The sequence below is a fragment of the Bradyrhizobium zhengyangense genome (assembly GCF_022012435.1).
Taxonomy (GTDB): Bacteria; Pseudomonadota; Alphaproteobacteria; order Rhizobiales; family Xanthobacteraceae; genus Bradyrhizobium; species Bradyrhizobium zhengyangense.
Genome location: NZ_JAKLUA010000003.1, coordinates 144,881 through 167,997 on the forward strand (window position 1 = coordinate 144,881; position 23,117 = coordinate 167,997).

Below are 23,117 nucleotides of genomic sequence, written 5' to 3' on the forward strand. Positions count from 1 at the left end.
CGTGGCCTTCGGAGGGCGGAGATGCCGCTCGCGCGTCCGAGTCGCGCAATCGCCCGGGCGGCGAGCGAGGGCCGGCTGTGGGCGCCGTTCAGGCCAAACGTGCGCCTGCGCCGATGAAGCGGCTCAGCGTCCGAGCCCAGAACGTCCTGAAGGAACTCGCAGTCGAGCTGACCGGCGAGCAGCCGCCGAAGGGCAATTGGTCGCCCTCGCGCGAGCTGTTGCTTGCGCTGACAGCCGAGCGCCTCACGACTGCGCGCAATTGCGGACCCCATACGATGCGGGAGATCGTCGACTGGGCGCAGGGCTGCGGCGTCACCATCAAGCCGGTGATCACAGCAGGCGGCTCGCTGTCGCAGATGTGGGCGGATTTGATTGCCAATGCGTCGGCAGGCGGCCTGACCGCCGCAGAGATCGCGGGCGCGCTGCAGCGCTCCATCCGGCGCAAGAGCGTCCGCATCCCGATCGCATTTCAGGTCATCCTGGTGAAAATCCTGCTGTCCAGCTTCGAATAGGCCATCGGATAGCTGTGCATCCGTGACATCGGCCGGTTGGTCCGGCTGCGGCCGTTTGCTACTTTAGGCTAAGTCTTCCGCGACGGCGGGCGGCATGGTCGAGGCAGGCATGGCTCAAGCGAAGAAAGCGCAGCGGTCGAAAGTGGTGATCTCGGCGAGGCGCAGCACGATGCGTGACTCCGATTACGCGGCGCTGGCGCAGTTTCGCTACCAGATCCGCAGCTTTCTGGCCTTCAGCGAGGCGGCGGCCGCCGAACAGGGATTGACGCCGACGCAACACCAGGCCCTGCTCGGCATCAAGGGCTTTGTCCGTCCGGGCCCCGCAACTGTCGGCGATGTCGCGAAGTTTCTGCTGATCCGGCATCACTCCGCTGTCGAGCTGATCAATCGCCTCGAAAAGCAAGGGCTGGTCAGTCGCGCCGCTGATCCCGAGGATGCCAGGCGCGTGCATCTCAAGCTGACGAAAAAAGGCGAACAGAAGCTGCAGGCGCTCTCGCGCAAGAACCTCGAGGAGCTCCGCCGCGCCGCAAGCCCGGCGCTGAGCCGTCTGTTGAAATCCTTCGGAGAGCCCGGCGAGGCCTGAACGCCCCGCGGCCTGTTAGGCCGCTGCGCCCTGTGCCGCGAGCTGTGCGGCCTGGTGCTCTGTGGTCAGCGCATCGGTCAATTCGCCGAGCGCTTCGCCGGCGATCACCTGCGGCAGCTTGTAGAGCGTCAGGTTGATGCGGTGGTCGGTGACGCGGCCTTGCGGGAAATTATAGGTGCGAATGCGCTCGGAACGATCGCCGGAGCCGACCTTCTCCTTGCGCTCGGCCGAGCGTGCAGCGTCGACGCGCTGCCGCTCGGCATCGTAGATGCGCGAGCGCAGGATGTTCATGGCGGAGGCGCGGTTCTTATGCTGCGAGCGGCTGTCCTGCATCATCACGACGATGCCGGTCGGAATGTGAGTGATGCGGATCGCCGATTCGGTCTTGTTGACGTGCTGGCCGCCGGCGCCTTGCGCGCGCATGGTCTCGATGCGCAGGTCGTCGTTCTTGATCTCGACGTCGACATCCTCGACCTCGGGCAATACGGCGACCGTGGCGGCCGACGTATGGATGCGCCCCTGCGTCTCAGTGTCCGGCACGCGCTGCACCCGGTGCACGCCGGATTCGAACTTCAGCTTGGAGAACGCACCGCGGCCCTGCACCTCCGCGATGATTTCCTTGTAGCCGCCGACAGTGCCTTCGCTCGCCGAGATCACCTCGACCTTCCAGCCCTGCAAGCTGGCAAAACGCTCGTACATCCGGAACAGATCGCCGGCGAACAGCGAGGCCTCGTCGCCGCCGGTGCCGGCGCGGATTTCCAGCACCACGTTGCGGTCGTCCATGGCGTCCTTCGGCAGCAGCGCGATGCGGATCTTCTGGACCAGATCCTCGATCTTCGGATTGAGCTCGTCTCGCTCGGCCTCCGCCATGCTGCGCATCTCGGCGTCGGTTGTGGGATCGGCGATCAGCGCCTCGGTGTCGGCGAGCTCCTTGACCGCAGACCGATACGTCTTCACCGCTTCGACCAGCGGGGCGATCTCGGCGAGCTCGCGCGTGACCTGCACATAGCGCTCAGACGATAGTTGCCCCAGCGATTCGGCTTCGAGCGAGGCGTGATGCGCGAGCAGGACGTCCAGTTTGGCTTCGGGAAGTGACGACATGGTTCAGTCTCAAATGGCGGAGGGAGGCGAGGTAGCGAGGGCCAGCGGCAGGCCCGCTACAACGCCAGGCCCTCGGCCTCGGCAAATTCCGTCAGCTTCTGCCGGATCGAGACGCTGCCGGTCGGCGCATCCAGCAGGGGCCCCAGCATCGCTGCGGCCTTCTTGACGTCGAGATCGATCACCATCGCCTTGACCGGGCCGAGCGCGGTCGCCGACAGCGACAGCGAGCGGTAGCCCATCGCCAGCAGCGCCAGCGCGCCGATCGGCTTCGAGGCCATCTCGCCGCAGAGCGAAAGCGATTTCTTCGCGGCCTGCGATTTCCGTGCGATGTCGCGCAGTGCGCGCAGGATCGGCGTCGACATGGTGTCGAAGCGCTCGGAGACCTTGGCATTGCCGCGGTCGACCGCGAACAGGAACTGGAACAGATCGTTGGAGCCGACCGAGATAAAGTCGACCTTCTTCAGCAATTCGTCGAGCTGGTAGAGCAGCGCCGGCACCTCGACCATGGTGCCGATATCGATGCGCTCCGGCAGGGTGTGGCCATGCTGGCGCAAATAAGTCAGCTCGCGCTCGACCAGCGCCTTCGCGGCATCGAACTCGGCAACCTCCGAGATCATCGGGAACATGATGCGCAGTGCGCGGCCGCCGCCGGCGCGGAGCAACGCGCGGATCTGGCCGCGTAAGAGGCCCGGACGGTCGAGCCCGAGCCGGATCGCACGCCAGCCGAGCGCGGGATTCTCCTCGATCACCGTCTCCATATAGGGCAGCGCCTTATCGCCGCCGATGTCGAGGGTGCGGAAGGTCACGGGCTTGGGGCCCGCGGCATCCAGCACGGCGCGGTAGAGCGCGAGCTGGTCGCTGGTGCGCGGCAGGCTCTGGCCGACCATGAACTGCAGCTCGGTGCGGAACAGGCCGATGCCGGCGCTGCCGGTGTCGTCGATATGCGGCAGGTCGATGGCGAGGCCCGCATTGATCAACAGCTCGACCTTCTCGCCGTCCTTGGTGACGCAGGGCCGGTCGCGCAGCGCCAGATATTGCGCCTGGCGGCGGGCGCGGAAGCGCACCCGTTCGGCATAGGCTGCTTCGATCTCCTGCGACGGGCGCACATAGATCGCGCCCGAGGTGCCATCGACGATGATGGCATCGCCTGGATCGGCAATGCCGGGCGCGTTGGGCACCTCGCCGACCGCGGGAATGCCGAGCGCGCGGGCCACGATCGAGACGTGGGAGTTGGCGGTGCCTTCCTCCAGCACGATGCCGCGCAAGCGCTTGCGGTCGTAGTCGAGCAGCGCCGCCGGTCCCATCGCACGCGCGATGACGATGGCGTTGTCGGGCATCTGCTCGCGCGAGGGCGCATGATCCTGGCCGACCAGCTGCCGCATCAGGCGGTAGCCGAGATCCTCGAGATCGTGCAGCCGGTCGCGCAAATAGGGATCGGTCACGCGCAGCATGCGGGCGCGTGTGTCGGATTGCACGCGCTCGACGGCGGCTTCCGCGGTGAGGCCCGTCGCCACCGCCTCGTGCAGCTTGTGCGACCAGCCCTGGTCGTTGGCGAACATGCGGTAGGCTTCGAGCACGTCGCGGTGCTCGCCGCCCTCGGCGACGTCGCCGCGCTCCAGCATGCGGTCGAGATCCGAACGCAGCTTGGCCAGCGCGGTGTCGAGCCGCTTGATTTCCTTCGGCAGGTCCTCGGCGATGTAGTCCTTGATGACGACGCGCGGCTCGTGCAGCACGACGTGGCCGAGCGCGATGCCTTCCGAAAGGATCGCGCCGGCCTTCTGCGTCGAATGGCGCGCGGCCGGCTCCAGGCCGGGCTGGGCGAGCGCGGACAATTCGCCTGACGCGATCAGCTCCGCCAGCACCATGGCGGTGGTCTGCAGCGCCTCGAGCTCCTCCTCGACATAGGTGCGCTTGGCGCGGTTCTGCACCACCAGCACGCCGAGCGTGTTGCCGGCGCGCAGGATCGGCACGCCAAGGAAGGAGTGATAGATCTCTTCGCCGGTCTCCGGGCGGAACGAGAAGGCGGGGTGGCTCTGGGCGTCGTTCAAATTGAGCGGCGTCGCCTCACTGGCGACGAGGCCGACAAGGCCCTCATGGGCACTGAGCACGGTATGGTGCACGGCCTCACGGTTGAGGCCTTCTGTAGCGTAGAGCTCGAGGGTGTTGTCGATGCGCAGCACATAGACCGAGCACACCTCGGCCACCATGTTGGCGGCGATCAGCACCACGATCTTGTCCAGCCGCTCCTGGGCCGAGACCTGCTCCGCCATGGTTTCGCGGAGCCGTCTCAACAAGACGCGGGGACCTCCCGACGCGCTCCGCATGAACCGTCAATCTCCTCCGTCTGCCTGGCCCGGCGATATTGGCCGGCGGCTGGCCCAAAATTCCAGAAAAACAATCAATTTGTTTGTCCGGCGCAGGCGCAAACAACCGCTTGCGCCGAATCAGCGCCGCCTGAACTGGGACACAGTCTGCGGCAGCCCACCCTGTCCGCCGTATAGCGAATTGAGGCTTGTTTTGCCAAGCAAAACGCCTGCCAAACGCGAAGGTGTGTACACCTTCGCGTTTGCTGCGACCGCTAAGAGAAAATTAGCCTTGGCATGGTCCGGAAAAGTGCGAAGCGGTTTTCCGGAAAGACGGGTAGCGCCTCAGGCCTGATCGAGGCCGTAAAGCGTATGCAGCGTGCGCACCGCAAGCTCGGTATAGGCGGTGTCGATCAAAACCGAGAATTTGATCTCGGAGGTTGTAATGGCCCGGATGTTGATATTCCGTCCTGCGAGGGCCGAAAACGCCTGGGCCGCGACGCCGGCATGGCTGCGCATGCCGCTGCCGATCACCGAGATCTTGGCGACGTCGGTTGCGGTATCCAGCCGTGCATACCCGATCTTGGCCTTGGCGGCGGTAATCGTGTCCTTTGCCCTGACGTGGTCGGCGGCCGGCACCGTGAAGGTCAGGTCGGTGGTCTTGCCGTCTTCGGACACGTTCTGAACGATCATGTCGACGTTGATATTGGCATCCGCGAGCGGGCCGAAGATCGATGCGGCAACGCCAGGCTTGTCCTCGATCTGGCGCACCGAGATCTGCGCCTCGTCCTTCGAAAAGGCGATACCGGTGACGACGTGGTTTTCCATGATCTCCTCCTCGCCGCAGATCAGGGTGCCGGGCGGCTGGTTGGCATGCGGGTCGATATCCTCGGGCTTGTCGAAGCTCGAGCGGACGAAGATCGGCATGTTGTGGACCATGCCGAGTTCCACCGAGCGCACCTGGAGCACCTTGGCGCCCTGGGAGGCCAATTCCAGCATGTCTTCGAATGCGATCTTGTCGAGCCGCTTGGCCTTCGGCACGATTCGCGGGTCGGTGGTGTAGACGCCGTCGACATCGGTGTAGATGTCGCAGCGGTCGGCCTTGACGGCGGCGGCGACGGCCACGGCCGAGGTATCGGAGCCGCCTCGGCCCAGTGTGGTGATGCGGTTGGTCCTGGGATCGATACCCTGGAAGCCGGCGATGACAGCGACCTCCTTGCGATCCTTGAAACGGGAGATGATCTCGCTGCCGTCGATGTCCTCGATCCGGGCCGAGGCATGCGCGTCGCTGGTTTTGATCGGGATCTGCCAGCCCTGCCAGGAGCGGGCCTGGATGCCCATACCCTGGAGAACGATGGCCAGCAGGCCCGAGGTGACCTGTTCGCCGGAGGCGACGACTGCGTCGTATTCGCGCGCGTCGTGCATCGGCGAGGCCTCGGTGCACCAGGCCACCAGCTCGTTGGTCTTGCCCGACATCGCCGAGACGACCACAGCCACTTCATGGCCGGCATCGACCTCACGCTTCACATGGCGTGCGACGTTGCGGATACGTTCGATATTGGCGACGGACGTGCCGCCGAATTTCATCACGAGACGGCTCATGACGACGCGTGCATTCCCTCTTGAGGATCAGTATGGTGACCCGCGCCGGACGGATGCCCAGGGGGATACCGACCGCGCGTATACAGAGGGGCGGGGCCGGGGGCAAGCGGGTTCCTGCACGGCCAATCCTGGCAATGGGTTATCAGAGGTTATGGCGCGCTATATTGACGAAATCCTGCAGCCCGGCGAGCGGGTGCTGTATTCGACCAATGCGCACTGGATCTTCTATGTCCCGGCCATTCTGGCCTGGATCGTGGCAATCATCCTGTTCGCGGTCTCCCGCCAGAGCGACGTCTACAGCATCATGATCCTCTGCCTGTTCGGCTCCGGCCTGGTGGCCTTGGCCGCCCTGTACTGGACGGTGAAGGGCTGGTTCCATCGCCTCACCACTGAAACCGACGTCACCAATCTCAGGGTTGTGCACAAGATCGGCTTCATCAAGCGCCGCACCTTTGAAATGGCGCTGGACAAGGTGGAGAGTGTCGACGTCAACCAGACCATCCTTGGGCGTATTCTCAACTACGGCGACGTGACCATCAATGGCGTCGGCGAAGGACGCGAGACGATCAAGACCATCGCCTCTCCGCTGGCCTTCCGTAGTTCGATCACCACGCGGTAGGACCGCGCGTAACCATGAGCATGCAGCAAGATAGTTCCGCAACTGCCACCGTACCGCCGGGCTCGACCGTCGACGCCGCCGAGATCGCGAAATTCTCAAAACTCTCGGCCGAGTGGTGGGACCCCAAGGGCAAGATGGCGCCGCTGCACCGGATCAATCCGCTGCGGCTCGGCTACATCCGCGACGCCGCCTGCCGCAAGTTCGAGCGCAATGTGCGCAGCCTCAACTGTCTCGGCGGCCTGCGCGTACTCGACATCGGCTGCGGCGCCGGCCTCTTGTGCGAGCCGCTGTCGCGGCTCGGCGCGCAGGTGATTGGCGTCGATCCATCGCAGAGCAACATTGCCGCCGCGAAGCTGCATGCCGACAAGAGCCATCTGTCGATCGACTACCGCTGCACCACTGTGGAGGAGATCGACCCGCGCGAGCGCTTTGACATCGTGCTGGCGATGGAAGTGGTCGAGCACGTTGTCGACGTCGGCGTATTCCTCAAGCGCTGCGCCTCGATGCTGAAGCCGAACGGGCTGATGGTGGTCTCCACCCTCAACCGCAATTGGAAGAGCTTTGCGCTCGCCATCGTCGGCGCCGAATACGTGTTGCGCTGGCTGCCGCGCGGCACCCACGAGTGGAACAAGTTCGTCACCCCGGACGAGCTGACCAAGTATCTCCTCGACAACCGCCTCGTCATCACCGAGCAGACCGGCGTCGTCTACTCCCCCTTCGCCGACAAATGGACGCTCTCGTCCGACATGGACGTGAACTACATGGTGGTGGCGGAAGGGATGGTGTGAGGGTGGCATGAGAGAGATGCGAGCTCTCACAACCCGAACTGTGTCGTCCCTGCGAACGCAGGGACCCATAACCACAGGCCCCAGTCGTTAGCCGAGATGGGCGTTTCGAGCATGTACTACGTCTACATTCTCGCCAGCGGCCATCACGGAACGCTCTATATCGGGATCACCAACTCGCTCCAGAAGCGGCTGGAAGAGCACCGAAGTGGCAAGGGCTCGAAATTCGTCAAACGCTACGGGGTATATCGGCTCGTCTACACCGAAGCCTATGAGCGGGCAGACGAAGCGATTGCTCGCGAAAAGCAGCTGAAGCGCTGGAAGCGCGACTGGAAGATCGAGCTGATTGAGCGCGAAAACCTGGAGTGGCGCGATCTGAGCGATCTCCTGGTTTGATTTGGTATTAAGCAACCAAGCAAAAGCTGTCGTCCCTGCGCACGCAGGGACCCATACTGCGGAATCTGTCGGTGAGGGCGCGGTGTTGGAGGCGCGTGTTAGCAGCCTCCGCAAAACTGCTCCCTGGGGTTATGGGTCCCTGCGTTCGCAGGGACGACAGTGTGCTTGTTGCGAGAGCATCGCTCCCATGACGTTCGTGTGGTTGACCCGTTGAATAGCTGACGGCAGGTTGGCTGCAACAACCCTCCTGTCCCAGCCACCCACCCCATGTTCACCGTCACCAGCCTCTGGATTCCCTTCACCGTCGTCGCTGCGCTCGGCCAGGTCGCGCGCAATGCGATGCAGCGGTCGCTGACCAAGCCGCTGGGGACATGGGGCGCGACCAACATCCGCTTCCTGTTCGGCTTCCCGTTCTCGCTGCTGTTTCTCGGCGTGGTGCTGGTCGCAACCGGTGACCATATCGGCATGCCGCCATCGATGTTCTGGCCGTGGCTGCTGCTGGGCGCGCTCAGCCAGATCGTCGCCACCGGGCTGATGCTGCTCGCGATGAACGACCGCTCCTTCGTGGTGACGACGGCGTATCTCAAGACCGAGGCGATCCAGACCGCGGTCTTCGGTTTCGTCTTCCTCGGCGATCACCTGACCTGGCTGAAGGTGCTGGCGATCGTGATCGCGACCGTTGGCGTCGTCATCACCGCGCTGCGCCCCGGCGGCGAGAAGAGTTTTGCGGAGCTGAAGCCGACCATCACCGGCCTCGTCGCGGCTGCGGCGTTCGCGCTGTCTGCGGTCGGCTTCCGCGGTGCCATCATCACCGTACCGAACGTGTCGTTCGTGACGGCGTCGTCGTTCACGCTGGTGCTCGGCCTGTTCGTGCAGACGCTGATCCTGACGATCTATCTGTTCTGGCGCGCGCCAAAAGTGCTTCAGTCGATCCTGGGATTATGGAAGCCGTCGCTGCTGGCGGGCTTCATGGGTGCCTTCGCCTCCCAGTTCTGGTTCCTGGCGTTTGCGCTGACGGCCGCCGCCAATGTCCGCACGCTCGCTTTGATCGAGGTGCTGTTCGCGCAGGCCGTGGCGTATTACTCGTTCAAGCAGCCGATCGCGCCGCGCGAGATTCTTGGCATCGTGCTGATCGTTGTGGGCGTGGCGCTGCTGGTGGGCTTCTGACGCGGTTTGCGCGTCAGTTCCGGTCTTCCGGCAGGGTCGGCAGCGGTGACACCTCGATGCCCTCATCGATCAGCGACTTCGCTTCATCAGGCGAGGCCTCGCCATAGATCGGGCGGTGTTCCTTGTCGCCGTAATGCATCGCACGGGCTTCGTTCGCAAAGCGCTCGCCGACATTGTCGGCATTCTTCACGATGTGGTCGCGCAGCTCTTTCAGTTTGGCGCGCAGCTCGCGCTCCTGCGCCATCATCAGCGAGGTCGGTCCTGACGGGGCGGCCTCGGGAGCGGTGGTTGCAACAGGCTCCGGCGGCGGCGTCGCAGGGCCGCGGCCCTTCTTGGCGACGATACGCGGTGCCATGATCGCCTTGTCGACCTTGGCCGAGCCGCAGATCGGACAGGTCACCAGCTTGCGCTTTACCTGCGAATCATAGGCCGACGAGCTCTGGAACCAGCTCTCGAACTCATGGTTGCGGTCGCAATGCAGCGCGTAGCGAATCATGCCGATCCCCGCACCAGATGCAGATGATCCGGCCCGGCCTTGGGATCGGAGACGCCGAAGCGGCGGCCGTGCTGGAGCGATGGGATCGCGCGGCGCGCAGTCTCGACCTTGGCCGGGTCGATCTTGGCCATGATGATGCCGGGCTCGACATCGCCCTCGGCGAGGATCTCGCCCCAGGGGTCGATGATCAGAGAGTGGCCATAGGTCTCGCGCTTGTTCTCATGGGTGCCTGCCTGGGCCGCGGCGAAGATGAAGCAGCCGGTCTCGATCGCACGCGCGCGCAGCAGGATGTGCCAGTGCGCCTCGCCGGTCTTGCGGGTGAAGGCGGAGGGAACGGTGATGAAATAAGCGCCGCTTTCAGCCAGTGCGCGATAGAGCGCGGGGAAGCGCACGTCGTAGCAGATCGTGAGGCCGACGCGGCCCCAGGGCAGGTCGGAGATCACGGCGGTTTCGCCGGGCTGGTAATTGGCGGATTCGCGATAGCTCTCGCCGTCCGGCAGCTCGATGTCGAACATGTGGATCTTGTCGTAGCTCGCGAGCACATTGCCCTCGGGCCCGATCAGAAACGAACGGTTGACCGCCTTTTCGGGCGAGAACCGCAGCGCCAGCGAGCCGACATGGATGTGAATCTTCAACTCGGCCGCGAGCGCGCGATACGCCTTCAGCGAGGTATCGTCCTCCTCGCTCTGCAGGTGTTCGAACAGCGCCTTGCGGTTGAGCTGCATCATGTTGCTGACTTCGGGCGTCTGCACGTAGTCCGCGCCCTTGGCCGCCGCTTCCCGGATGAGTTTCGTCGCCTGAGCGAGGCTCGGCCCCGGCATCAGGCCGGTGCGCATCTGCACCATGGCGGCGGTGAAGGTCCTGTCCTCGCTCATGAGACCGCCTTGACGTTTTCGAGCAGGCCGTCGAGCTTGCCTTCGCGGTCGAGCGCGTAGAGGTCGTCGCAACCGCCGATATGAGTTCCGCCGATCCAGATCTGCGGGAAGGTCGAGCCCGCGCCGGCGCGGTCGTACATTTCCTCGCGCCAGGACGGGTTCTTGGCGACATCGAATTCCGTGAAGGTCGCCTTCTTGCGGGTCAGAAGCGACCTGGCGGCGGAACAATAGCCGCATCCCGGCCTGGTATAGATCTCGACAGCAGCGGTCATGGGATCAAACGCTCTCATGTCATGAATTTATTGAATTATATGGGGGTTTACCTGATCTCGACAACCCGGGCGAACACCAGCACATCGACCTGGGCCGCCTTGGCGCGCAGCAGGGCGCGGGCGCAGGCGTCCAATGTTGCACCTGATGTCAGGACATCGTCGACCAGGATGATGCGCCGGCCCTGGACCTCGGCCTGACGGTCGGGGGATACCTGGAACGCGCCCTGCACATTGGTGGCGCGCTGAGCCCGCGACAGGCCGATCTGCTGCTCCGTGGCGCGCACCCGGCGCAGCACCTCAGCTCTCACCTTCACTCCGCTCTGCCGTGCGATGATCTGCGCCAGCGCGCCGGATTGGTTGTAGCGGCGGCGCCAGGCCCGCCGCCAATGCAGGGGCACCGGCACCAGCATGTCGGCGCCGTTGAGCAACTCGCCGCCCGCGCGCGCCATCCAGCGGCCCATGGCGGGCGCGAGATCGGTGCGATCCTGGTATTTCAGCGCATGCACCAGCGTGCGCGCGACGTCGTCATAGCGAACCGCCGCGCGTGCCCGCATGTAAGCCGGCGGGCTCGCGATCGCCTCCATCGACAGCATGTCGGGGCCGGGGTCATAGACGAAGGGAATGCCGAGCCGCGGGCAATAGGGCCGCTCAATGAACGACAGCCGCGACCAGCACGCCGCGCATACGCCCTCGCCATCGACCGGCTCGCGACAGGACACGCACAGCGTCGGCAGCGCGATGTCGAGCGCGAGCTTTGCCGTCCGTGTCAGCACATAGCGGCCAGCCGTCCACGCAGCACGCAAAGGTGCGGCAATGGAACGGGATGGGGTGGCATCAGCTTCCATGAAAGGAGGCTAGCGCCGCATTCGCCGGATTGCCAGAACCGTCGTGATCGGCGTAACCAGCGGCATGGCTCAGACACCGCAGACCCCACCCGCCTTGTTCGATCGCTCCCTGCTGCACACGCGGCAGCGGCGTGCAATGGCGCTGGGTGTCGAGAGCTTCCTGCTCGACCGGGTTGCCGAGGACATGTCCGACCGGCTCGCCGCGGTGATGCGCGAGTTTCACGCACCGGCCGATCTCTGGACGCCTGGTGAAGGGCTCGCAGGTCTGCGCGGCCGGTTACCTTCGATCCAAGGGATCGCGCTCGACGCTGCGGGCTCCGAGAAATTGCCCGTGGTGCCCGAGAGCCTCGATCTCGTCGTCTCGGCTCTAGCGTTGCAATTCGTCAACGACCTGCCGGGCGTGTTCGCGCAGGTTCGCCGTGCGCTGAAGCCGGACGGGCTGCTGCTCGCCGCGATGATCGGCGGAGATAGCCTGACCGAGCTGCGGCAGGCTTTTGCAGAGGCGGAAGCCGAATGCGAAGGCGGTGTCTCTCCGCGCGTTGCACCCTTTGCTGACCTGCGCGACATCGGTGCGTTGTTGCAGCGGGCGGGCTTTGCACTGCCGGTTACCGACGTTGATCGCGTCGTGGTGCGCTATGGCAACGCGTTCACGTTGATGCAGGATCTCCGCCGCATGGGCGCGGCCAATGTGCTGATCGAGCGGCGGCGCACGCCGACGCGACGCGCGACGCTGCTCCGCATGGCCGAAATCTATGCCGAGCGTTTTGCCGATGCCGACGGCCGCATCCGTGCGACCTTCGACATCATCTGGCTGTCCGGCTGGGCGCCACATGCGAGCCAGCAGCAGCCGCTAAAGCCGGGCTCGGCGAAGGCGAGCTTGGCGGAGGCGGTGAAGAAGGCGGGAGAGACGTGATCCCGGCGCCGCTGCCATTCCGGGTTCGATGCTCCGCATCGCCCCGGAATGACGATGCGTCGTCACATCAGCAAGTCGATCAAATGCGGGATCAGCGGAATATCCGCCGGCGGCATCGGATAGTCGCGCAGCTTGTTGGCGCGCACCCAGGCTAGGGTCTGGCCTTCGCGAGCTTGGACAATCCCTTCCCAGCGCCGGCAGATGTAGAGCGGCATCAGCAGATGAAACGTCTCGTAGCCGTGGCTTGCAAAGGTCAGTGGCGCGAGGCACGGCTCGGCGACGGTGATGCCGAGCTCCTCGTTCAGCTCGCGGATCAGGCTCTGCTCGGGCCGTTCGCCGGGTTCACACTTGCCGCCGGGAAACTCCCACAAGCCCGCCAGCGTCTTGCCCTCCGGGCGCTGCGCGATCAGAACACGCTTGTCGGCGTCGACCAGCGCGCAGGCCACCACCAGTGTCAGCTTCAGCTCGGCCATGATCCTAGGACCGGTAATCCCCGTTGATCGCGACATATTCCTTCGTGAGGTCGCAGGTCAGCACCCGGTCGCGGCCCTTGCCGAGGCCAAGCGAGACCTTGATCGCGATCTCCGGCGCCTTCATTGCTTCCGATACCTGGGTCTCGTCGTAATCAGGATCGCGTGCGCCGCTCTTGGCGACGCGGATGCCGTTGAAGGAGATCGACAGCTTGTCGCGATCGGCCGGCTCGCCGGCCTTGCCGACCGCCATCACCACGCGGCCCCAATTGGCGTCCTCGCCGGCGATCGCGGTCTTCACCAGCGGCGAGTTGGCGATCGACATCGCGATCTTGCGGGCGGAGGCCTTGGTCTTGGCGCCCTCGACCGTGATCTCGACCAGCTTGCGGGCGCCTTCGCCGTCGCGGGCGACTTGCTCGGACAGATTGGCAAGGATCTGATTGAAGGCTTTCACGAAGGCCTTCAGGCGCGGATCGCTGGCGCGGCTGATCTTGGGTGCGCCATGCTCGGCCGCAGCGCCGGTCGCGAACGCGAGCAGCGTATCCGAGGTCGAGGTGTCGCCATCGATCGTCACCGCGTTGAAGGTGTCCTCGACACCAGCCTTGAGCAGCGCCTGCAGCGCGGCGGGTGCGATCGGGGCGTCGGTGAAGATGAAGGACAGCATCGTCGCCATATCGGGGGCGATCATGCCGGCGCCCTTGGCCATGCCGTTGATGGTGACCTTGGCCTTGCCGAGCTTCACCGTCGCGGTCGCGACCTTGGGGAAGGTGTCGGTGGTCATGATCGCCTTGGCGGCGGCAAGGTAGTCACCTGGCTCGGCGGTCTCGGCGAGGCGGCCGAGCACGCCGTCGAACTTGGTCGCGTCCAGCGGCTCGCCGATCACGCCGGTCGAGGCCAGGAAAATCTCGCTCTCGCTGCAGCCGACAGCCTTGGCCGCAATCTTCGCGGTCAGCGCGGTGGAGGCGCGGCCGGTCTTGCCGGTGAAGGCATTGGCATTGCCGGAATTGACGACCAGCGCGCGCGCCTTGCCGCCCTTCAGTTTCGTACGGCACCATTCAACCGGCGCAGACGGGCACTTCGACTTGGTGAAGACACCGGCGACCGCGGTGCCCTTGTCCATGATGGCGAGCAGCACGTCGGTGCGGTTCTTGTAGCGGATGCCGGCCTCGGCCGTCGCAAGACGGACGCCCGCGATCACGGGCATATCAGGAACATTCTTGGGGGCAAGGGGAGAGACGGAGGAGGACATCGCGGGGGGCCTTGGTGAGGTCTGGATATGCAGATGCCCGGCCCCTCGTTGCGGGGCCGGGCATCAGGAAGGCTTAGATACTCTTCGCGTCACCGAAGTGACAGCAAATTCTTACTTCTTGGCCGGAGGGGCCATCTTGCTGTCGGAGGGCTTCGCGTCCTTGGCCGCATCGGCCGGCTTGGCGTCCTTGGACGCGTCCGCCGCCGGCTGGTCCAGCCGCTCGACCTTGGCCTCGGCGCGGAGTTTTGCCACGTAGTCGGCCTGGGCCTTGCGGGTGACGTACTGCTCGATCTGGGGCTTGACCTGGTCGAACTCCGGCGCCTTGCGATTGCGCTTTTCCTCGACCTTGATGACGTGCCAGCCGAACTGCGACTTCACGGGGTCGGAGATCTTGCCCGGCTCCAGCGCGAAGGCCACGGCCGAGAATTCCGGCACCATCTGTTCCTTGGTGAAGAAGCCGAGGTCGCCGCCGTCGGCAGAGCCCGGATCCTTGGACTTCTTCTTGGCGAGTTCGGCGAAATCGGCGCCCTTGTCGAGCTCGGCCTTCACCGCCTTGGCCTCGTCCTCGGTCTCGACCAGGATGTGGCGGGCGCGCACTTCCTGCTCGCCGGTGATCTGCTTGGAGGCCTCCTCATAGACCTTCTTCATGGCGTCGTCGTTTGTCGCCGCCTTGCCTTCCTGGGCCAGCAGGCTGTCCATCAGCAGGCGGTTGCGGGCGAACGCCATGCGCTTCTTGAACTCGTCGCCGTCAGCGACCTTCTTGTCCTCGGCGGCCTTGGCCACGATCTTCATGTCGATCAGGAACGACAGGACGTTTTCGTCCTTGGTCGCCGGATCCATCTGGGCAAGGCTCGGTCCGAGCTCTTCCTCGGCCATGGTGACGTCGCTCTTCTTGATTTCAGCACCATTGACCTTGGCCAGGACCGGATCGTCGGCCGCCCGGAGCGGGCCTGCGAAGGCCAGGGTCAGCGCCAGGGCGAGGCTGCCAGCCAGGGCGGACGCAGGGCGGAAACGCAGGCCGGTGGTTACCGGGAACGAGGTGGTCATGGAAAATCCTTTTGTTGAAGCAGGGGGCTGCTCGAGCGGGGCGGACACTCGCCCAATTCAGGGGGGCTTGGCAACGCGAAAAGTCTGTCAAAATGATGAATTAGCCGCAATGCGCCCGCCGTTGACAAGGCCCTGACCGGGCCATATCTCTGCGCGGTCGCGACCATGGCGATGGCGTTTATTTTGCTGCGTTTTTGGCCGTTGAACCCAGACTAGCCCAATTCCCACCCATATGGCGGATGAACCCCCGCAGTCCGGGCTCTGGCGCCATAAGGCGTCACGGTGAGTTGATAGGCCGGAGGGTGACAACTTCTTGGCTGCAACGCGGTTAATTCGCGAACACAGGAACTAGGCATGATCGGCGCGCTCGCCCGCAAGTTTTTCGGCTCCGCCAACGACCGGCGGGTGAAGGGATATCAATCCCGCGTCAACGCGATCAACGCGCTGGAGGCGGAGGTCTCGAAACTCTCCGACGAGGCGCTCAAGGCTCGCACCGCCGAGTTCAAGAAGCAGCTTGCCGAGGGTAAGACGCTCGACGACCTCTTGGTGCCCGCCTTCGCCACCGTGCGCGAGGCCGCCAAACGCACGCTCGGCCAGCGTCATTTCGACGTTCAGCTGATCGGCGGCATCGTGCTGCATGAGGGCGACATCGCCGAGATGAAGACCGGCGAAGGCAAGACGCTGGTGGCGACGCTCGCGGTGTACCTGAACGCGCTCGCCGGCAAGGGCGTCCACGTCGTCACCGTCAACGACTACCTCGCCCGCCGCGACTCCGGCTGGATGGGCCAGATCTACGGTTTCCTCGGCCTGACCACCGGCGTCATCGTTCATGGCCTCGACGATGCCGAGCGCAAGGCGGCCTACGCCTGCGACATCACCTACGGCACCAACAACGAATACGGCTTCGACTATCTCCGCGACAACATGAAGTACCGGCTCGAGGACATGGTCCAGCGACCGCACTTCTATGCCATCGTCGACGAAGTCGACTCCATCCTGATCGACGAAGCGCGCACGCCGCTGATCATCTCCGGTCCGCTCGACGACCGTTCCGATTTCTACAACACCATCGACAGCTTCCTGCCCAGGCTCGACAAGACCGATTACGAGGTCGACGAGAAGCAGCGCACGGTGACCCTCACCGAAGCTGGCATGGAGAAGATCGAGGGTCTTCTGCGCGATGCCGGCCAGCTCAAGGGCGAGTCGCTCTACGACGTCGAGAACGTCTCGGTCGTGCACCACATCAACCAGGCCTTGCGCGCCCACACGCTGTTCACGCGCGACAAGGATTACATCGTCCGCGACGACGAGGTCGTGATCATCGACGAGTTCACCGGCCGTATGATGCAGGGTCGCCGCTATTCCGAAGGCCTGCACCAGGCGCTGGAGGCCAAGGAGCACGTTACGGTTCAGCCCGAGAACCAGACGCTGGCCTCGATCACGTTCCAGAACTACTTCCGCATGTACGAAAAGCTCGCCGGCATGACCGGCACGGCGCTCACCGAAGCCGACGAGCTGTTCGACATCTACAAGCTCGAGGTCGTGGAAATCCCGACCAATCTGGCGGTCGCCCGTCTCGATGAGGACGACGAGGTCTATCGCACCCAGAACGAGAAATACGCCGCGATCCTGGCCGAGATCGAGCGCGCCAATGCGCGGTTGCAGCCGGTGCTGGTCGGCACGGCTTCGATCGAGAAGTCGGAAGTGATTGCCGAATATCTCAAGAAGCACGGCTACCGGCAGATCGATTTCGGCAACGAGAACTCGATGCAGAAGCTGTACGCCGCGGCGCGTGCCAACAAGCCGGCCAAGCTGTTCGCGGTGCTGAACGCGCGCTTCCACGAGCAGGAAGCCTATATCGTCGCCGAGGCCGGCGTTCCCGGCGCGATCACGATCGCGACCAACATGGCCGGCCGCGGCACCGACATCAAGCTCGGCGGCTCGCTCGAAATGCGCATCCAGCAGGAGACTGCTGATATCGCGGACGAGGCCGAGAAGGCCAAGAAGATCGAGCAGATCAAGGCCGATATCGAGCACTTCCGCGACATCGTGCTGAAGGCTGAAGAAACAGTCGAGATCGAACCGGCCAAGGGTTCGAAGCCGGCCAAGACCGTCAAGAAGCCGGGCGGCCTCTACATCATCGGTTCCGAGCGTCACGAATCCCGCCGCATCGACAACCAGCTGCGCGGCCGTTCCGGCCGTCAGGGCGACCCCGGCCGCTCAAAATTCTTCCTGTCGCTGGAAGACGATCTGATGCGCATCTTCGGCTCGGACCGCCTCGACAGCATGTTGCAGCGTCTCGGCCTGCAAGAGGGCGAGGCGATCATCCATCCCTGGATCAACAAGGCGCTGGAGAAGGCGCAGCAAAAGGTCGAGGCCCGCAACTTCGACATCCGTAAGAACCTGCTCAAGTTCGACAACGTCCAGAACGACCAGCGCAAGGTGATCTTCGACCAGCGCGTCGACCTGATGAAGGACGAGAGCGTCGCCGAGACCGTCGCCGACATGCGTCACGCCTTCATCGAAGATCTCGTCGCCAAGCACGTGCCCGAGCACGCCTATGCCGAGCAGTGGGACGTCGCCGGCCTGAAGGAAGAATTGAAGCGCGTGCTCGATCTCGACCTGCCCGTCGATGACTGGGCCAAGGAAGAAGGCATCGCCGACGAGGAGTTGCTCAACCGCATCGAGACCAAGGCCGACGAGCACATGGCGGCCAAGGTGGGGCAGTGGGGTCCCGACGTGATGCGTTACGTCGAGAAGACCATCCTGCTGCAGACGCTCGACCATCTCTGGCGCGAGCATCTGATCATGCTCGACCATCTGCGCCAGGTCATCGGCCTGCGCGGCTACGGCCAGCGCGATCCGCTGCAGGAGTACAAGACCGAGGCCTTCAACCTCTTCCAGGAGATGAGTGCCCATTTGCGTGAGGCAGTCACGGCGCAGCTGATGCGGGTGGAGATCGTGCCGCCCGAGCAGGAAGCCCCCGCGCTGCCGCAGATGGAAGCGCACAAGCTCAATCCGGATACCGGCGAAGACGAGATGGCCATCGCCAGCGTCTCGCTGGCCCCGCAGGCCACCGACGCCGCGCTGCGCGACCCGAAGAACCCCGCAAGCTGGGGCAAGGTCGGCCGCAACGAGGATTGCCCCTGCGGCTCCGGCAAGAAGTTCAAGCACTGCCACGGCCGGTACGCGTAGCGATTGAGTTAGAGCGCTGAGGCGCGACGTTCGCACCTCACGCTCCACTGTCGTCCCGGCGAAGGCCGGCACCCATACGGCGGAATCTCTCGATTGCAGTCGGTATCGGTACCGGGCGACTGGTCTTCCTCAAACTTCTCCGTAGGGCTGTGCGTCCCGGCCTTCGCCGGGACGACGTTGGGGAGAGAGCTGGGGCAACCAACTACCAATAAATCCCGTGGCGATGCAGCTCGCGGATCACACGTGCCTCGGTCGATGGCTCGCGGTGCTTCGGCTTGGCGGTTTCGGCAATCGGCTGCGAAGCCGTCGCGGCCGGCGCGGTCGCGGTTTGCACTGGTGCGGCCGGTGGCGGCGGAGCCGGTGTCGTGGTCGCCGTCTGCACATTTGCGGGCGGCGTCGCCGTCGGAGCCTGTGTGGTCTGCGGCGGAGCGGTCGTTGCCGGCTGCTCAGTCGCCTGGTTCGCATTGGTCGCCGCCAGGCTCAGGCTGCGCGAACCGCCGGCATAAGCTTGGCTCGCCAACAGCGACAGTGTCGCAATGAGGATTAGCTTGCGCATGGAAACCCCCTTCATTTGGTCAATCCGTCTGACCTGACTCGCGAGCCTATTAGCGGGCGAGGCGGTGCGTCCCGATCTCGATCAGGGTGGTCCGGCAAGACAGGCGATAGATCAGACTGAACAATTGACTCAACATGATCGAACTCCATTGTTGATCATGAGGGGCAAGGATAGCCCTCGCACTTTTCCAGCGATTTTCGCGGGGGCTGGAAAACGGCTTCGTCGGGGCGCCGAGTGGTGTCGTCGGAACAGCCGGGATGAAGTCGCCTCACAGGGTCGTGAGGCGGTTCTCCCTCAAAACATCTCGAAATATTCGCGATGCTCCCAGTCGGTCACTTCGGCCAGGAAGCGGTCAATCTCGGCGTTTTTGATGTGGGTGTAGTAGTCGACGAATTCCGCGCCGAACTTTTCGCGGAAGAACGGATCGTCCTTCAGCGCCGAGACCGCATCGCGCAAGGACTTCGGCAACAGCGGCGCCTTGGTCTCGTAGGGCGTGTCGGCCGACGGACCGGGATCGAGCCTGCGGTCCACACCGTCGAGGCCCGCGAGGATCTGCGCTGACATATAGAGATAGGGATTGGCGGCGGGCTCTCCGACGCGGTTTTCCAGCCGCGTGGCGTCGTTGTTCGGGCCGCCGAGCACGCGGATCATCACGCCCCGATTGTCGCGACCCCAGATCGCGCGGTCAGGCGCCAGCGAATAGGACCGGTAGCGCTTGTAGCCGTTGATCGTCGGCGTGGTGAACACGGTGGCCGCCCGGGCGTGATCGAGCAGGCCGGCGAGATAGAAACGGCCGAACTCGCTGAGCGGCTGACCGGCCTCCCTGGGCATGAACAGGTTCTCGCCGCTCGCGCGCGAGACGATCGATTGATGCAGGTGCCAGCCGCTGGCGAACAGGTTTGGCAGTTTCGGCCGGCACATGAAGGTGGCGTGATAGCCATGGCGGCGCGCGATCTGCTTCACGGCAGAGCGAAACAGCACCATGTTGTCGGCGGGCTCCATGCCCTTCTTCGGTGCGAAGGTGAACTCGCACTGGCTCGGTCCGAACTCGACCTCGACAGAGCGCAACGGCAGCCCGAGGGCGACGATGTCTCGCCGCAAAATCTCCAGCACGGGCTCCATCTGATCGAAGCGCTGCTCGGTGAGGTATTGATAGCCATGACTGAGCAGGCTGACGGACGGCGGCGTACCCGGCTGGCCCGCGTCTTCCGCACGCATGTGTGGATCATCGAGCTTGAAGATGTGGAATTCGACCTCGAGTCCCGCGACGAAATCGTGGCCGCTTCTGCCGAGCTCGTCGACGACCTTGCGGTAGAGCCCGCGCGTGGCGAACGGCACGGGGCGGCCATCCCCAAAATAGAGATCGCACAACACCCAGCCCGTCGTCGGCGCCCACGGCAGCATGCGAAACGTGGTGGGGTCGGCAACCATCAGCACGTCGGCCGCACCCTCCATCTCCTTCATGCCGAAACCGCCGCCTGATGTGAACACCGGAAACACCGTGCGGTGCGAGGTGTCCTTGGCGAGCATGGTCGTCGTGATGGAGCAGCCGCTCTCCAGCGAGGCGATCGCCTCAGTGGCGATGATGGTCTTGCCGCGCAAGATGCCGTGCTGGTCCGGGAAGGCAAGGCGGATGACCTCGAGGTTCTTGTCCTCGACAATGCGCCGCATGCGCGTCGCGGCGTCCTTCTGCTCATCCGACCACAGCGCATGACGCGCGACGAAAGTCACTTTGGTTACTCCTTGCTACCCTGTCATTCCAGGGGCTCGCGAAGCGAGAACCCGGAATCTCGAGGTTCCGGGTTCGATGCTATTGCATCGCCCCGGAACGACGGTGCCCTAAATTCACTCCGCCGCCGTCAGCCGATGCACATTGTCCGCGATGTCCTTTGGCACAGGCGCGGTCCACGGCGCGCCGCGGCGGCGCCTGACGTCGACTTCCATCCAGTAAGTCTCCCACCCGCGGGTCGGCCCGATGCCGTCCATCGTGGCCGGCCCTTGGATGCTGCGCGCATTGGCCTCATCCAGGAACAGCATCGGCTTCTCGCCGCCTGAAACCTTTTCGATCTCCTGCCGCAGCAGGCGGCGATATTGCACGATCGCTTTGTCGCTCGTGCCGAGATGCTCCTTGGTGCGGTCCTGGATCGCGCCCATCGATTCCACCGCCCACTGGTCGTGAACGTTGATGTCAGTGCCCATCCCCGTATAGGTCGCGGTCTGCTGCTCGTGCGGGTCGAAGCCGTAATCGTTGCTGTGGTTCTTGCGCGAGACGTAGTCGGGCAGCTCATAGAGCTCGAGCCGCTGGTCGCGCATCTTCTGTTTGTCGACCGGGTTCGTATAGCTGGTGAAGATCGCGTACCAGTAGCAGTTCTCGTCATCGACCGGCACGTGCCACTGCGTGATCGTCATCTCCGTGCTCATAGGTATGACGAAGCCGTGCGGGAACAGCTGGTTGGTGACGCGCACATGCGTGCGCTCCTCGTCGATCTCACGCAGGGCGATCAGGCGCAGGCCATATTCGGTGTGCTCGACATTGATGATCGGGCGATCGTATTCGCGCAGGATTTTCGTCATCGGCATGTCCGAGCCGGCCGAAGCGCCGCGGAATTGCTTGCCGTAGGCCGTCGAGGTGTCCTCGTCCTCGAAGAAGCGATGCAGATAGGAGGCGTGCGCGGGATCGATGCCGACCTCGAGCGCCTGCAACCAGTTGCAGGCCATGTGACCTTTGAAAGCAAAGGTGTGCGTGCCGGGCGCGACGAAGCAATCGATCTCCGGAAAGGCCGGCGGCTCGCCTTCACCGAGATAGGCCCAGAGGATGCCGCTCTTCTCCACCACGGGATAAGAGCGTTGGCGGATATTCTGGCAGAGCTTTGAATCCTTCGGCTCGGCCGGCGTCTCGATGCACTGGCCTGATGCGTCGAACAGCCAGCCGTGGAAGGCGCAGCGCAGCCCGCCATGCTCGAGTCGCCCGAAGGCGAGGTCGGCGCCGCGATGCGCGCAGTGACGGTCGATCAGGCCGTAGCGCCCGGTTTCATCGCGAAACAGCACCAGGTTCTCGCCGAGCAGTTTGACGGGACGAATCGGCCGCGCGCCTTCGAGCTCATCGACCAGCGCCGCCGGCTGCCAGTAGCTCCGCATCAGCTTGCCGCAAGGGTCTTTCGGCCCGGTGCGGGTGATCAGGTCGTTCTGCTCCTGGCTCATCATGGCGGTCGCGTCCTTTTGCGGGAGGGGCGTTTTGTTCGCCTATTGAACGAATGGGCGAATTATGACATGCCTTGAACCGGCAGCAAGCACTATTTTGCAGATGAGCCGGACCCGATGCCCAAGCTGAAACGGAGCGACACCGACGAGCGCGCGACGGATTTCGTTGAAGCCCTCGATCGCGGCCTGCGTCTCTTGCAGTGCTTTGGCACCAATGCCGGTCCGATGACGCTGAGCGATCTCGCCCGGGCTGCCGAGCTGCCGCGCGCCACCGCGCGGCGCATGCTGTTCACGCTTCAGCGCGGCGGCTTTGTCAGCGGCGATGGAAAGCTGTTCTCGCTGACGCCACATGTGCTGACGCTGGCAGCGTCCTACTTGCGCTCCAATCAGCTGGTCGCGGTGCTGCAACCGGTGCTCGATCGCGTTGCGACCGCAGCCAACGAGATCTCCTCGCTCGCAGTGCTCGATGGCGACGACGTCGTGTTCATTGCTCGCAGCAGCCCAGCGCGGATGTTCTCCGGCGGCTTGGAGATCGGCTACCGCCTGCCGGCGTTCTGCACCTCGGTCGGCCGCGCCATGCTGGGCCAGATCGACGACGCAGATCTGCTAGTGCGCCTCAAGGCGATGAAGCGCGAAGCGCTGACGCCGCAAACGGTCACTGATCCCAAGGCGCTGCGCGAGCGCATCGCCGCCGACCGCGCGCAGGGCTATTCGCTGGTCGACCGCGAGGCCGAGCCGCATTTTCGCTCGATCTCGGTGCCCGTGCGCCGTTACGACGGTGTGATCGTTGCGGCCATCAACATGGGCGCCCATGTCGACCGCGTGCCGGCGCAGGAATTGATCGACCGCTTCCTGCCGCTGCTGCGCGAGGGCGCGGAATCGGTGCGCTCGCGATTGCTTTAGTTGACGGCAATCCACCCACCGTCCGGT

Annotated in this window: 22 protein-coding genes; 9 read left to right on the forward strand and 13 right to left on the reverse strand. The window is 64.4% G+C overall.

Translation table 11 applies throughout. From position 1 onward, the window contains the following. Positions 1 to 77 precede the first annotated feature (77 nt). Together L6637_RS12155 and L6637_RS12160 are read left to right on the forward strand one after the other, a co-directional pair. Positions 78 to 512, forward strand: a complete 435-nt coding sequence (locus tag L6637_RS12155; RefSeq protein ID WP_237864210.1) for a hypothetical protein — start codon at positions 78 to 80, stop codon at positions 510 to 512. Between the two features lie 109 nt (positions 513 to 621). Further along, a complete protein-coding gene (locus L6637_RS12160) occupies positions 622 to 1,095 on the forward strand; it encodes a MarR family winged helix-turn-helix transcriptional regulator (protein ID WP_237864209.1) in 474 nt (157 codons plus the stop codon). A 15-nt stretch (positions 1,096 to 1,110) separates the two neighbouring features. Here L6637_RS12160 and prfA read toward each other — a convergent pair whose 3' ends face one another. The 3 genes from prfA to L6637_RS12175 all read right to left on the reverse strand — a co-directional run bounded on the left by prfA (position 1,111) and on the right by L6637_RS12175 (position 6,101). After that, positions 1,111 to 2,196: a peptide chain release factor 1 gene (prfA, locus tag L6637_RS12165; RefSeq protein WP_237864208.1), complete on the reverse strand. Its 1,086-nt coding sequence runs from the start codon at positions 2,194 to 2,196 to the stop codon at positions 1,111 to 1,113. A gap of 56 nt (positions 2,197 to 2,252) precedes the next feature. Continuing rightward, positions 2,253 to 4,520 (reverse strand): phosphoenolpyruvate--protein phosphotransferase, encoded by a 2,268-nt coding sequence (ptsP, locus tag L6637_RS12170; RefSeq protein ID WP_237864207.1) that lies wholly within the window; start codon positions 4,518 to 4,520, stop codon positions 2,253 to 2,255. Positions 4,521 to 4,844: 324 nt separating this feature from the next. Beyond that, complete coding sequence (locus L6637_RS12175; RefSeq protein WP_237864206.1) at positions 4,845 to 6,101, reverse strand: aspartate kinase; 1,257 nt, start codon at positions 6,099 to 6,101, stop codon at positions 4,845 to 4,847. Positions 6,102 to 6,252: 151 nt separating this feature from the next. On the opposite strand from L6637_RS12175, the gene L6637_RS12180 reads away from it, so the two are divergent. The 4 genes from L6637_RS12180 (at position 6,253) to L6637_RS12195 (ending at position 9,068) form a co-directional block, all read left to right on the forward strand. Further along, a complete protein-coding gene (locus tag L6637_RS12180; RefSeq protein WP_237864370.1) occupies positions 6,253 to 6,720 on the forward strand; it encodes a PH domain-containing protein in 468 nt (155 codons plus the stop codon). Between the two features lie 14 nt (positions 6,721 to 6,734). After that, positions 6,735 to 7,508 (forward strand): bifunctional 2-polyprenyl-6-hydroxyphenol methylase/3-demethylubiquinol 3-O-methyltransferase UbiG, encoded by a 774-nt coding sequence (gene ubiG / locus L6637_RS12185; protein ID WP_237864205.1) that lies wholly within the window; start codon positions 6,735 to 6,737, stop codon positions 7,506 to 7,508. 111 nt (positions 7,509 to 7,619) lie between these two features. Beyond that, a complete protein-coding gene (locus L6637_RS12190; protein ID WP_237864204.1) occupies positions 7,620 to 7,901 on the forward strand; it encodes a GIY-YIG nuclease family protein in 282 nt (93 codons plus the stop codon). 267 nt (positions 7,902 to 8,168) lie between these two features. Next, positions 8,169 to 9,068, forward strand: coding sequence for an EamA family transporter (locus tag L6637_RS12195; RefSeq protein ID WP_237864203.1), 900 nt, complete (start codon positions 8,169 to 8,171; stop codon positions 9,066 to 9,068). Between the two features lie 13 nt (positions 9,069 to 9,081). Here L6637_RS12195 and L6637_RS12200 read toward each other — a convergent pair whose 3' ends face one another. Genes L6637_RS12200 through L6637_RS12215 form a run of 4 tightly spaced genes read right to left on the reverse strand, consistent with a single transcriptional unit; the run spans position 9,082 to position 11,556 of the window. After that, positions 9,082 to 9,564, reverse strand: coding sequence for a DUF1178 family protein (locus tag L6637_RS12200; RefSeq protein ID WP_237864202.1), 483 nt, complete (start codon positions 9,562 to 9,564; stop codon positions 9,082 to 9,084). After that, positions 9,561 to 10,439, reverse strand: a complete 879-nt coding sequence (locus L6637_RS12205) for a carbon-nitrogen hydrolase family protein (RefSeq protein WP_237864201.1) — start codon at positions 10,437 to 10,439, stop codon at positions 9,561 to 9,563. The genes L6637_RS12200 and L6637_RS12205 overlap by 4 nt, the downstream gene beginning before the upstream one ends. Next, positions 10,436 to 10,711 (reverse strand): glutaredoxin 3, encoded by a 276-nt coding sequence (grxC, locus tag L6637_RS12210; protein ID WP_237864200.1) that lies wholly within the window; start codon positions 10,709 to 10,711, stop codon positions 10,436 to 10,438. The genes L6637_RS12205 and grxC overlap by 4 nt, the downstream gene beginning before the upstream one ends. Positions 10,712 to 10,758: 47 nt before the next feature. Beyond that, a complete protein-coding gene (locus L6637_RS12215; protein ID WP_237864199.1) occupies positions 10,759 to 11,556 on the reverse strand; it encodes a ComF family protein in 798 nt (265 codons plus the stop codon). A gap of 64 nt (positions 11,557 to 11,620) precedes the next feature. Between L6637_RS12215 and L6637_RS12220 the strand changes: the two genes are divergently transcribed. After that, on the forward strand, positions 11,621 to 12,469 hold the full coding sequence (locus tag L6637_RS12220; protein WP_237870778.1) for a methyltransferase domain-containing protein: 849 nt from the start codon (positions 11,621 to 11,623) through the stop codon (positions 12,467 to 12,469). Between the two features lie 62 nt (positions 12,470 to 12,531). On the opposite strand, the gene L6637_RS12225 is transcribed toward L6637_RS12220, so the two are convergent. From L6637_RS12225 to L6637_RS12235, 3 genes are all read right to left on the reverse strand, one after another. After that, the gene (locus L6637_RS12225; RefSeq protein ID WP_237864197.1) at positions 12,532 to 12,942 is read right to left on the reverse strand and encodes a (deoxy)nucleoside triphosphate pyrophosphohydrolase; all 411 of its coding nucleotides are present in this window, start codon (positions 12,940 to 12,942) and stop codon (positions 12,532 to 12,534) included. Between the two features lie 4 nt (positions 12,943 to 12,946). Further along, a complete protein-coding gene (gene argJ, locus L6637_RS12230) occupies positions 12,947 to 14,188 on the reverse strand; it encodes a bifunctional glutamate N-acetyltransferase/amino-acid acetyltransferase ArgJ (RefSeq protein ID WP_237864196.1) in 1,242 nt (413 codons plus the stop codon). Positions 14,189 to 14,299: 111 nt separating this feature from the next. Continuing rightward, positions 14,300 to 15,235 (reverse strand): peptidylprolyl isomerase, encoded by a 936-nt coding sequence (locus tag L6637_RS12235; RefSeq protein ID WP_237864195.1) that lies wholly within the window; start codon positions 15,233 to 15,235, stop codon positions 14,300 to 14,302. A 354-nt stretch (positions 15,236 to 15,589) separates the two neighbouring features. On the opposite strand from L6637_RS12235, the gene secA reads away from it, so the two are divergent. Then, positions 15,590 to 18,430 (forward strand): preprotein translocase subunit SecA, encoded by a 2,841-nt coding sequence (secA, locus tag L6637_RS12240; RefSeq protein WP_237864194.1) that lies wholly within the window; start codon positions 15,590 to 15,592, stop codon positions 18,428 to 18,430. A 202-nt stretch (positions 18,431 to 18,632) separates the two neighbouring features. Here secA and L6637_RS12245 read toward each other — a convergent pair whose 3' ends face one another. The 3 genes from L6637_RS12245 to L6637_RS12255 form a co-directional block, all read right to left on the reverse strand. Then, positions 18,633 to 18,986 carry a hypothetical protein gene (locus tag L6637_RS12245; protein ID WP_237864193.1) on the reverse strand — a complete coding sequence of 118 codons (354 nt, stop codon included), beginning with the start codon at positions 18,984 to 18,986 and terminating at the stop codon, positions 18,633 to 18,635. Positions 18,987 to 19,280: 294 nt separating this feature from the next. After that, the gene (locus L6637_RS12250) at positions 19,281 to 20,717 is read right to left on the reverse strand and encodes a glutamine synthetase family protein (protein WP_237864192.1); all 1,437 of its coding nucleotides are present in this window, start codon (positions 20,715 to 20,717) and stop codon (positions 19,281 to 19,283) included. Positions 20,718 to 20,831: 114 nt separating this feature from the next. After that, positions 20,832 to 22,190 (reverse strand): aromatic ring-hydroxylating dioxygenase subunit alpha, encoded by a 1,359-nt coding sequence (locus L6637_RS12255; protein ID WP_237864191.1) that lies wholly within the window; start codon positions 22,188 to 22,190, stop codon positions 20,832 to 20,834. Positions 22,191 to 22,304: 114 nt separating this feature from the next. Between L6637_RS12255 and L6637_RS12260 the strand changes: the two genes are divergently transcribed. Continuing rightward, positions 22,305 to 23,090, forward strand: coding sequence for an IclR family transcriptional regulator domain-containing protein (locus L6637_RS12260; RefSeq protein ID WP_237864190.1), 786 nt, complete (start codon positions 22,305 to 22,307; stop codon positions 23,088 to 23,090). Positions 23,091 to 23,117: the final 27 nt, after the last annotated feature.

Bases quoted from the DNA above. Each gene is read 5' to 3' on its own strand.
- L6637_RS12160 (WP_237864209.1), top strand. From the start codon at position 622: ATGGCTCAAGCGAAGAAAGCGCAGCGGTCGAAAGTGGTGATCTCGGCG.
- prfA (WP_237864208.1), bottom strand. From the start codon at position 2,196: ATGTCGTCACTTCCCGAAGCCAAACTGGACGTCCTGCTCGCGCATCAC.
- ptsP (WP_237864207.1), bottom strand. From the start codon at position 4,520: ATGCGGAGCGCGTCGGGAGGTCCCCGCGTCTTGTTGAGACGGCTCCGC.
- L6637_RS12175 (WP_237864206.1), bottom strand. From the start codon at position 6,101: ATGAGCCGTCTCGTGATGAAATTCGGCGGCACGTCCGTCGCCAATATC.
- L6637_RS12180 (WP_237864370.1), top strand. From the start codon at position 6,253: ATGGCGCGCTATATTGACGAAATCCTGCAGCCCGGCGAGCGGGTGCTG.
- ubiG (WP_237864205.1), top strand. From the start codon at position 6,735: ATGAGCATGCAGCAAGATAGTTCCGCAACTGCCACCGTACCGCCGGGC.
- L6637_RS12190 (WP_237864204.1), top strand. From the start codon at position 7,620: ATGTACTACGTCTACATTCTCGCCAGCGGCCATCACGGAACGCTCTAT.
- L6637_RS12195 (WP_237864203.1), top strand. From the start codon at position 8,169: ATGTTCACCGTCACCAGCCTCTGGATTCCCTTCACCGTCGTCGCTGCG.
- L6637_RS12200 (WP_237864202.1), bottom strand. From the start codon at position 9,564: ATGATTCGCTACGCGCTGCATTGCGACCGCAACCATGAGTTCGAGAGC.
- L6637_RS12205 (WP_237864201.1), bottom strand. From the start codon at position 10,439: ATGAGCGAGGACAGGACCTTCACCGCCGCCATGGTGCAGATGCGCACC.
- grxC (WP_237864200.1), bottom strand. From the start codon at position 10,711: ATGACCGCTGCTGTCGAGATCTATACCAGGCCGGGATGCGGCTATTGT.
- L6637_RS12215 (WP_237864199.1), bottom strand. From the start codon at position 11,556: ATGGAAGCTGATGCCACCCCATCCCGTTCCATTGCCGCACCTTTGCGT.
- L6637_RS12220 (WP_237870778.1), top strand. From the start codon at position 11,621: ATGGCTCAGACACCGCAGACCCCACCCGCCTTGTTCGATCGCTCCCTG.
- L6637_RS12225 (WP_237864197.1), bottom strand. From the start codon at position 12,942: ATGGCCGAGCTGAAGCTGACACTGGTGGTGGCCTGCGCGCTGGTCGAC.
- argJ (WP_237864196.1), bottom strand. From the start codon at position 14,188: ATGTCCTCCTCCGTCTCTCCCCTTGCCCCCAAGAATGTTCCTGATATG.
- L6637_RS12235 (WP_237864195.1), bottom strand. From the start codon at position 15,235: ATGACCACCTCGTTCCCGGTAACCACCGGCCTGCGTTTCCGCCCTGCG.
- secA (WP_237864194.1), top strand. From the start codon at position 15,590: ATGATCGGCGCGCTCGCCCGCAAGTTTTTCGGCTCCGCCAACGACCGG.
- L6637_RS12245 (WP_237864193.1), bottom strand. From the start codon at position 18,986: ATGCGCAAGCTAATCCTCATTGCGACACTGTCGCTGTTGGCGAGCCAA.
- L6637_RS12255 (WP_237864191.1), bottom strand. From the start codon at position 22,190: ATGATGAGCCAGGAGCAGAACGACCTGATCACCCGCACCGGGCCGAAA.
- L6637_RS12260 (WP_237864190.1), top strand. From the start codon at position 22,305: ATGCCCAAGCTGAAACGGAGCGACACCGACGAGCGCGCGACGGATTTC.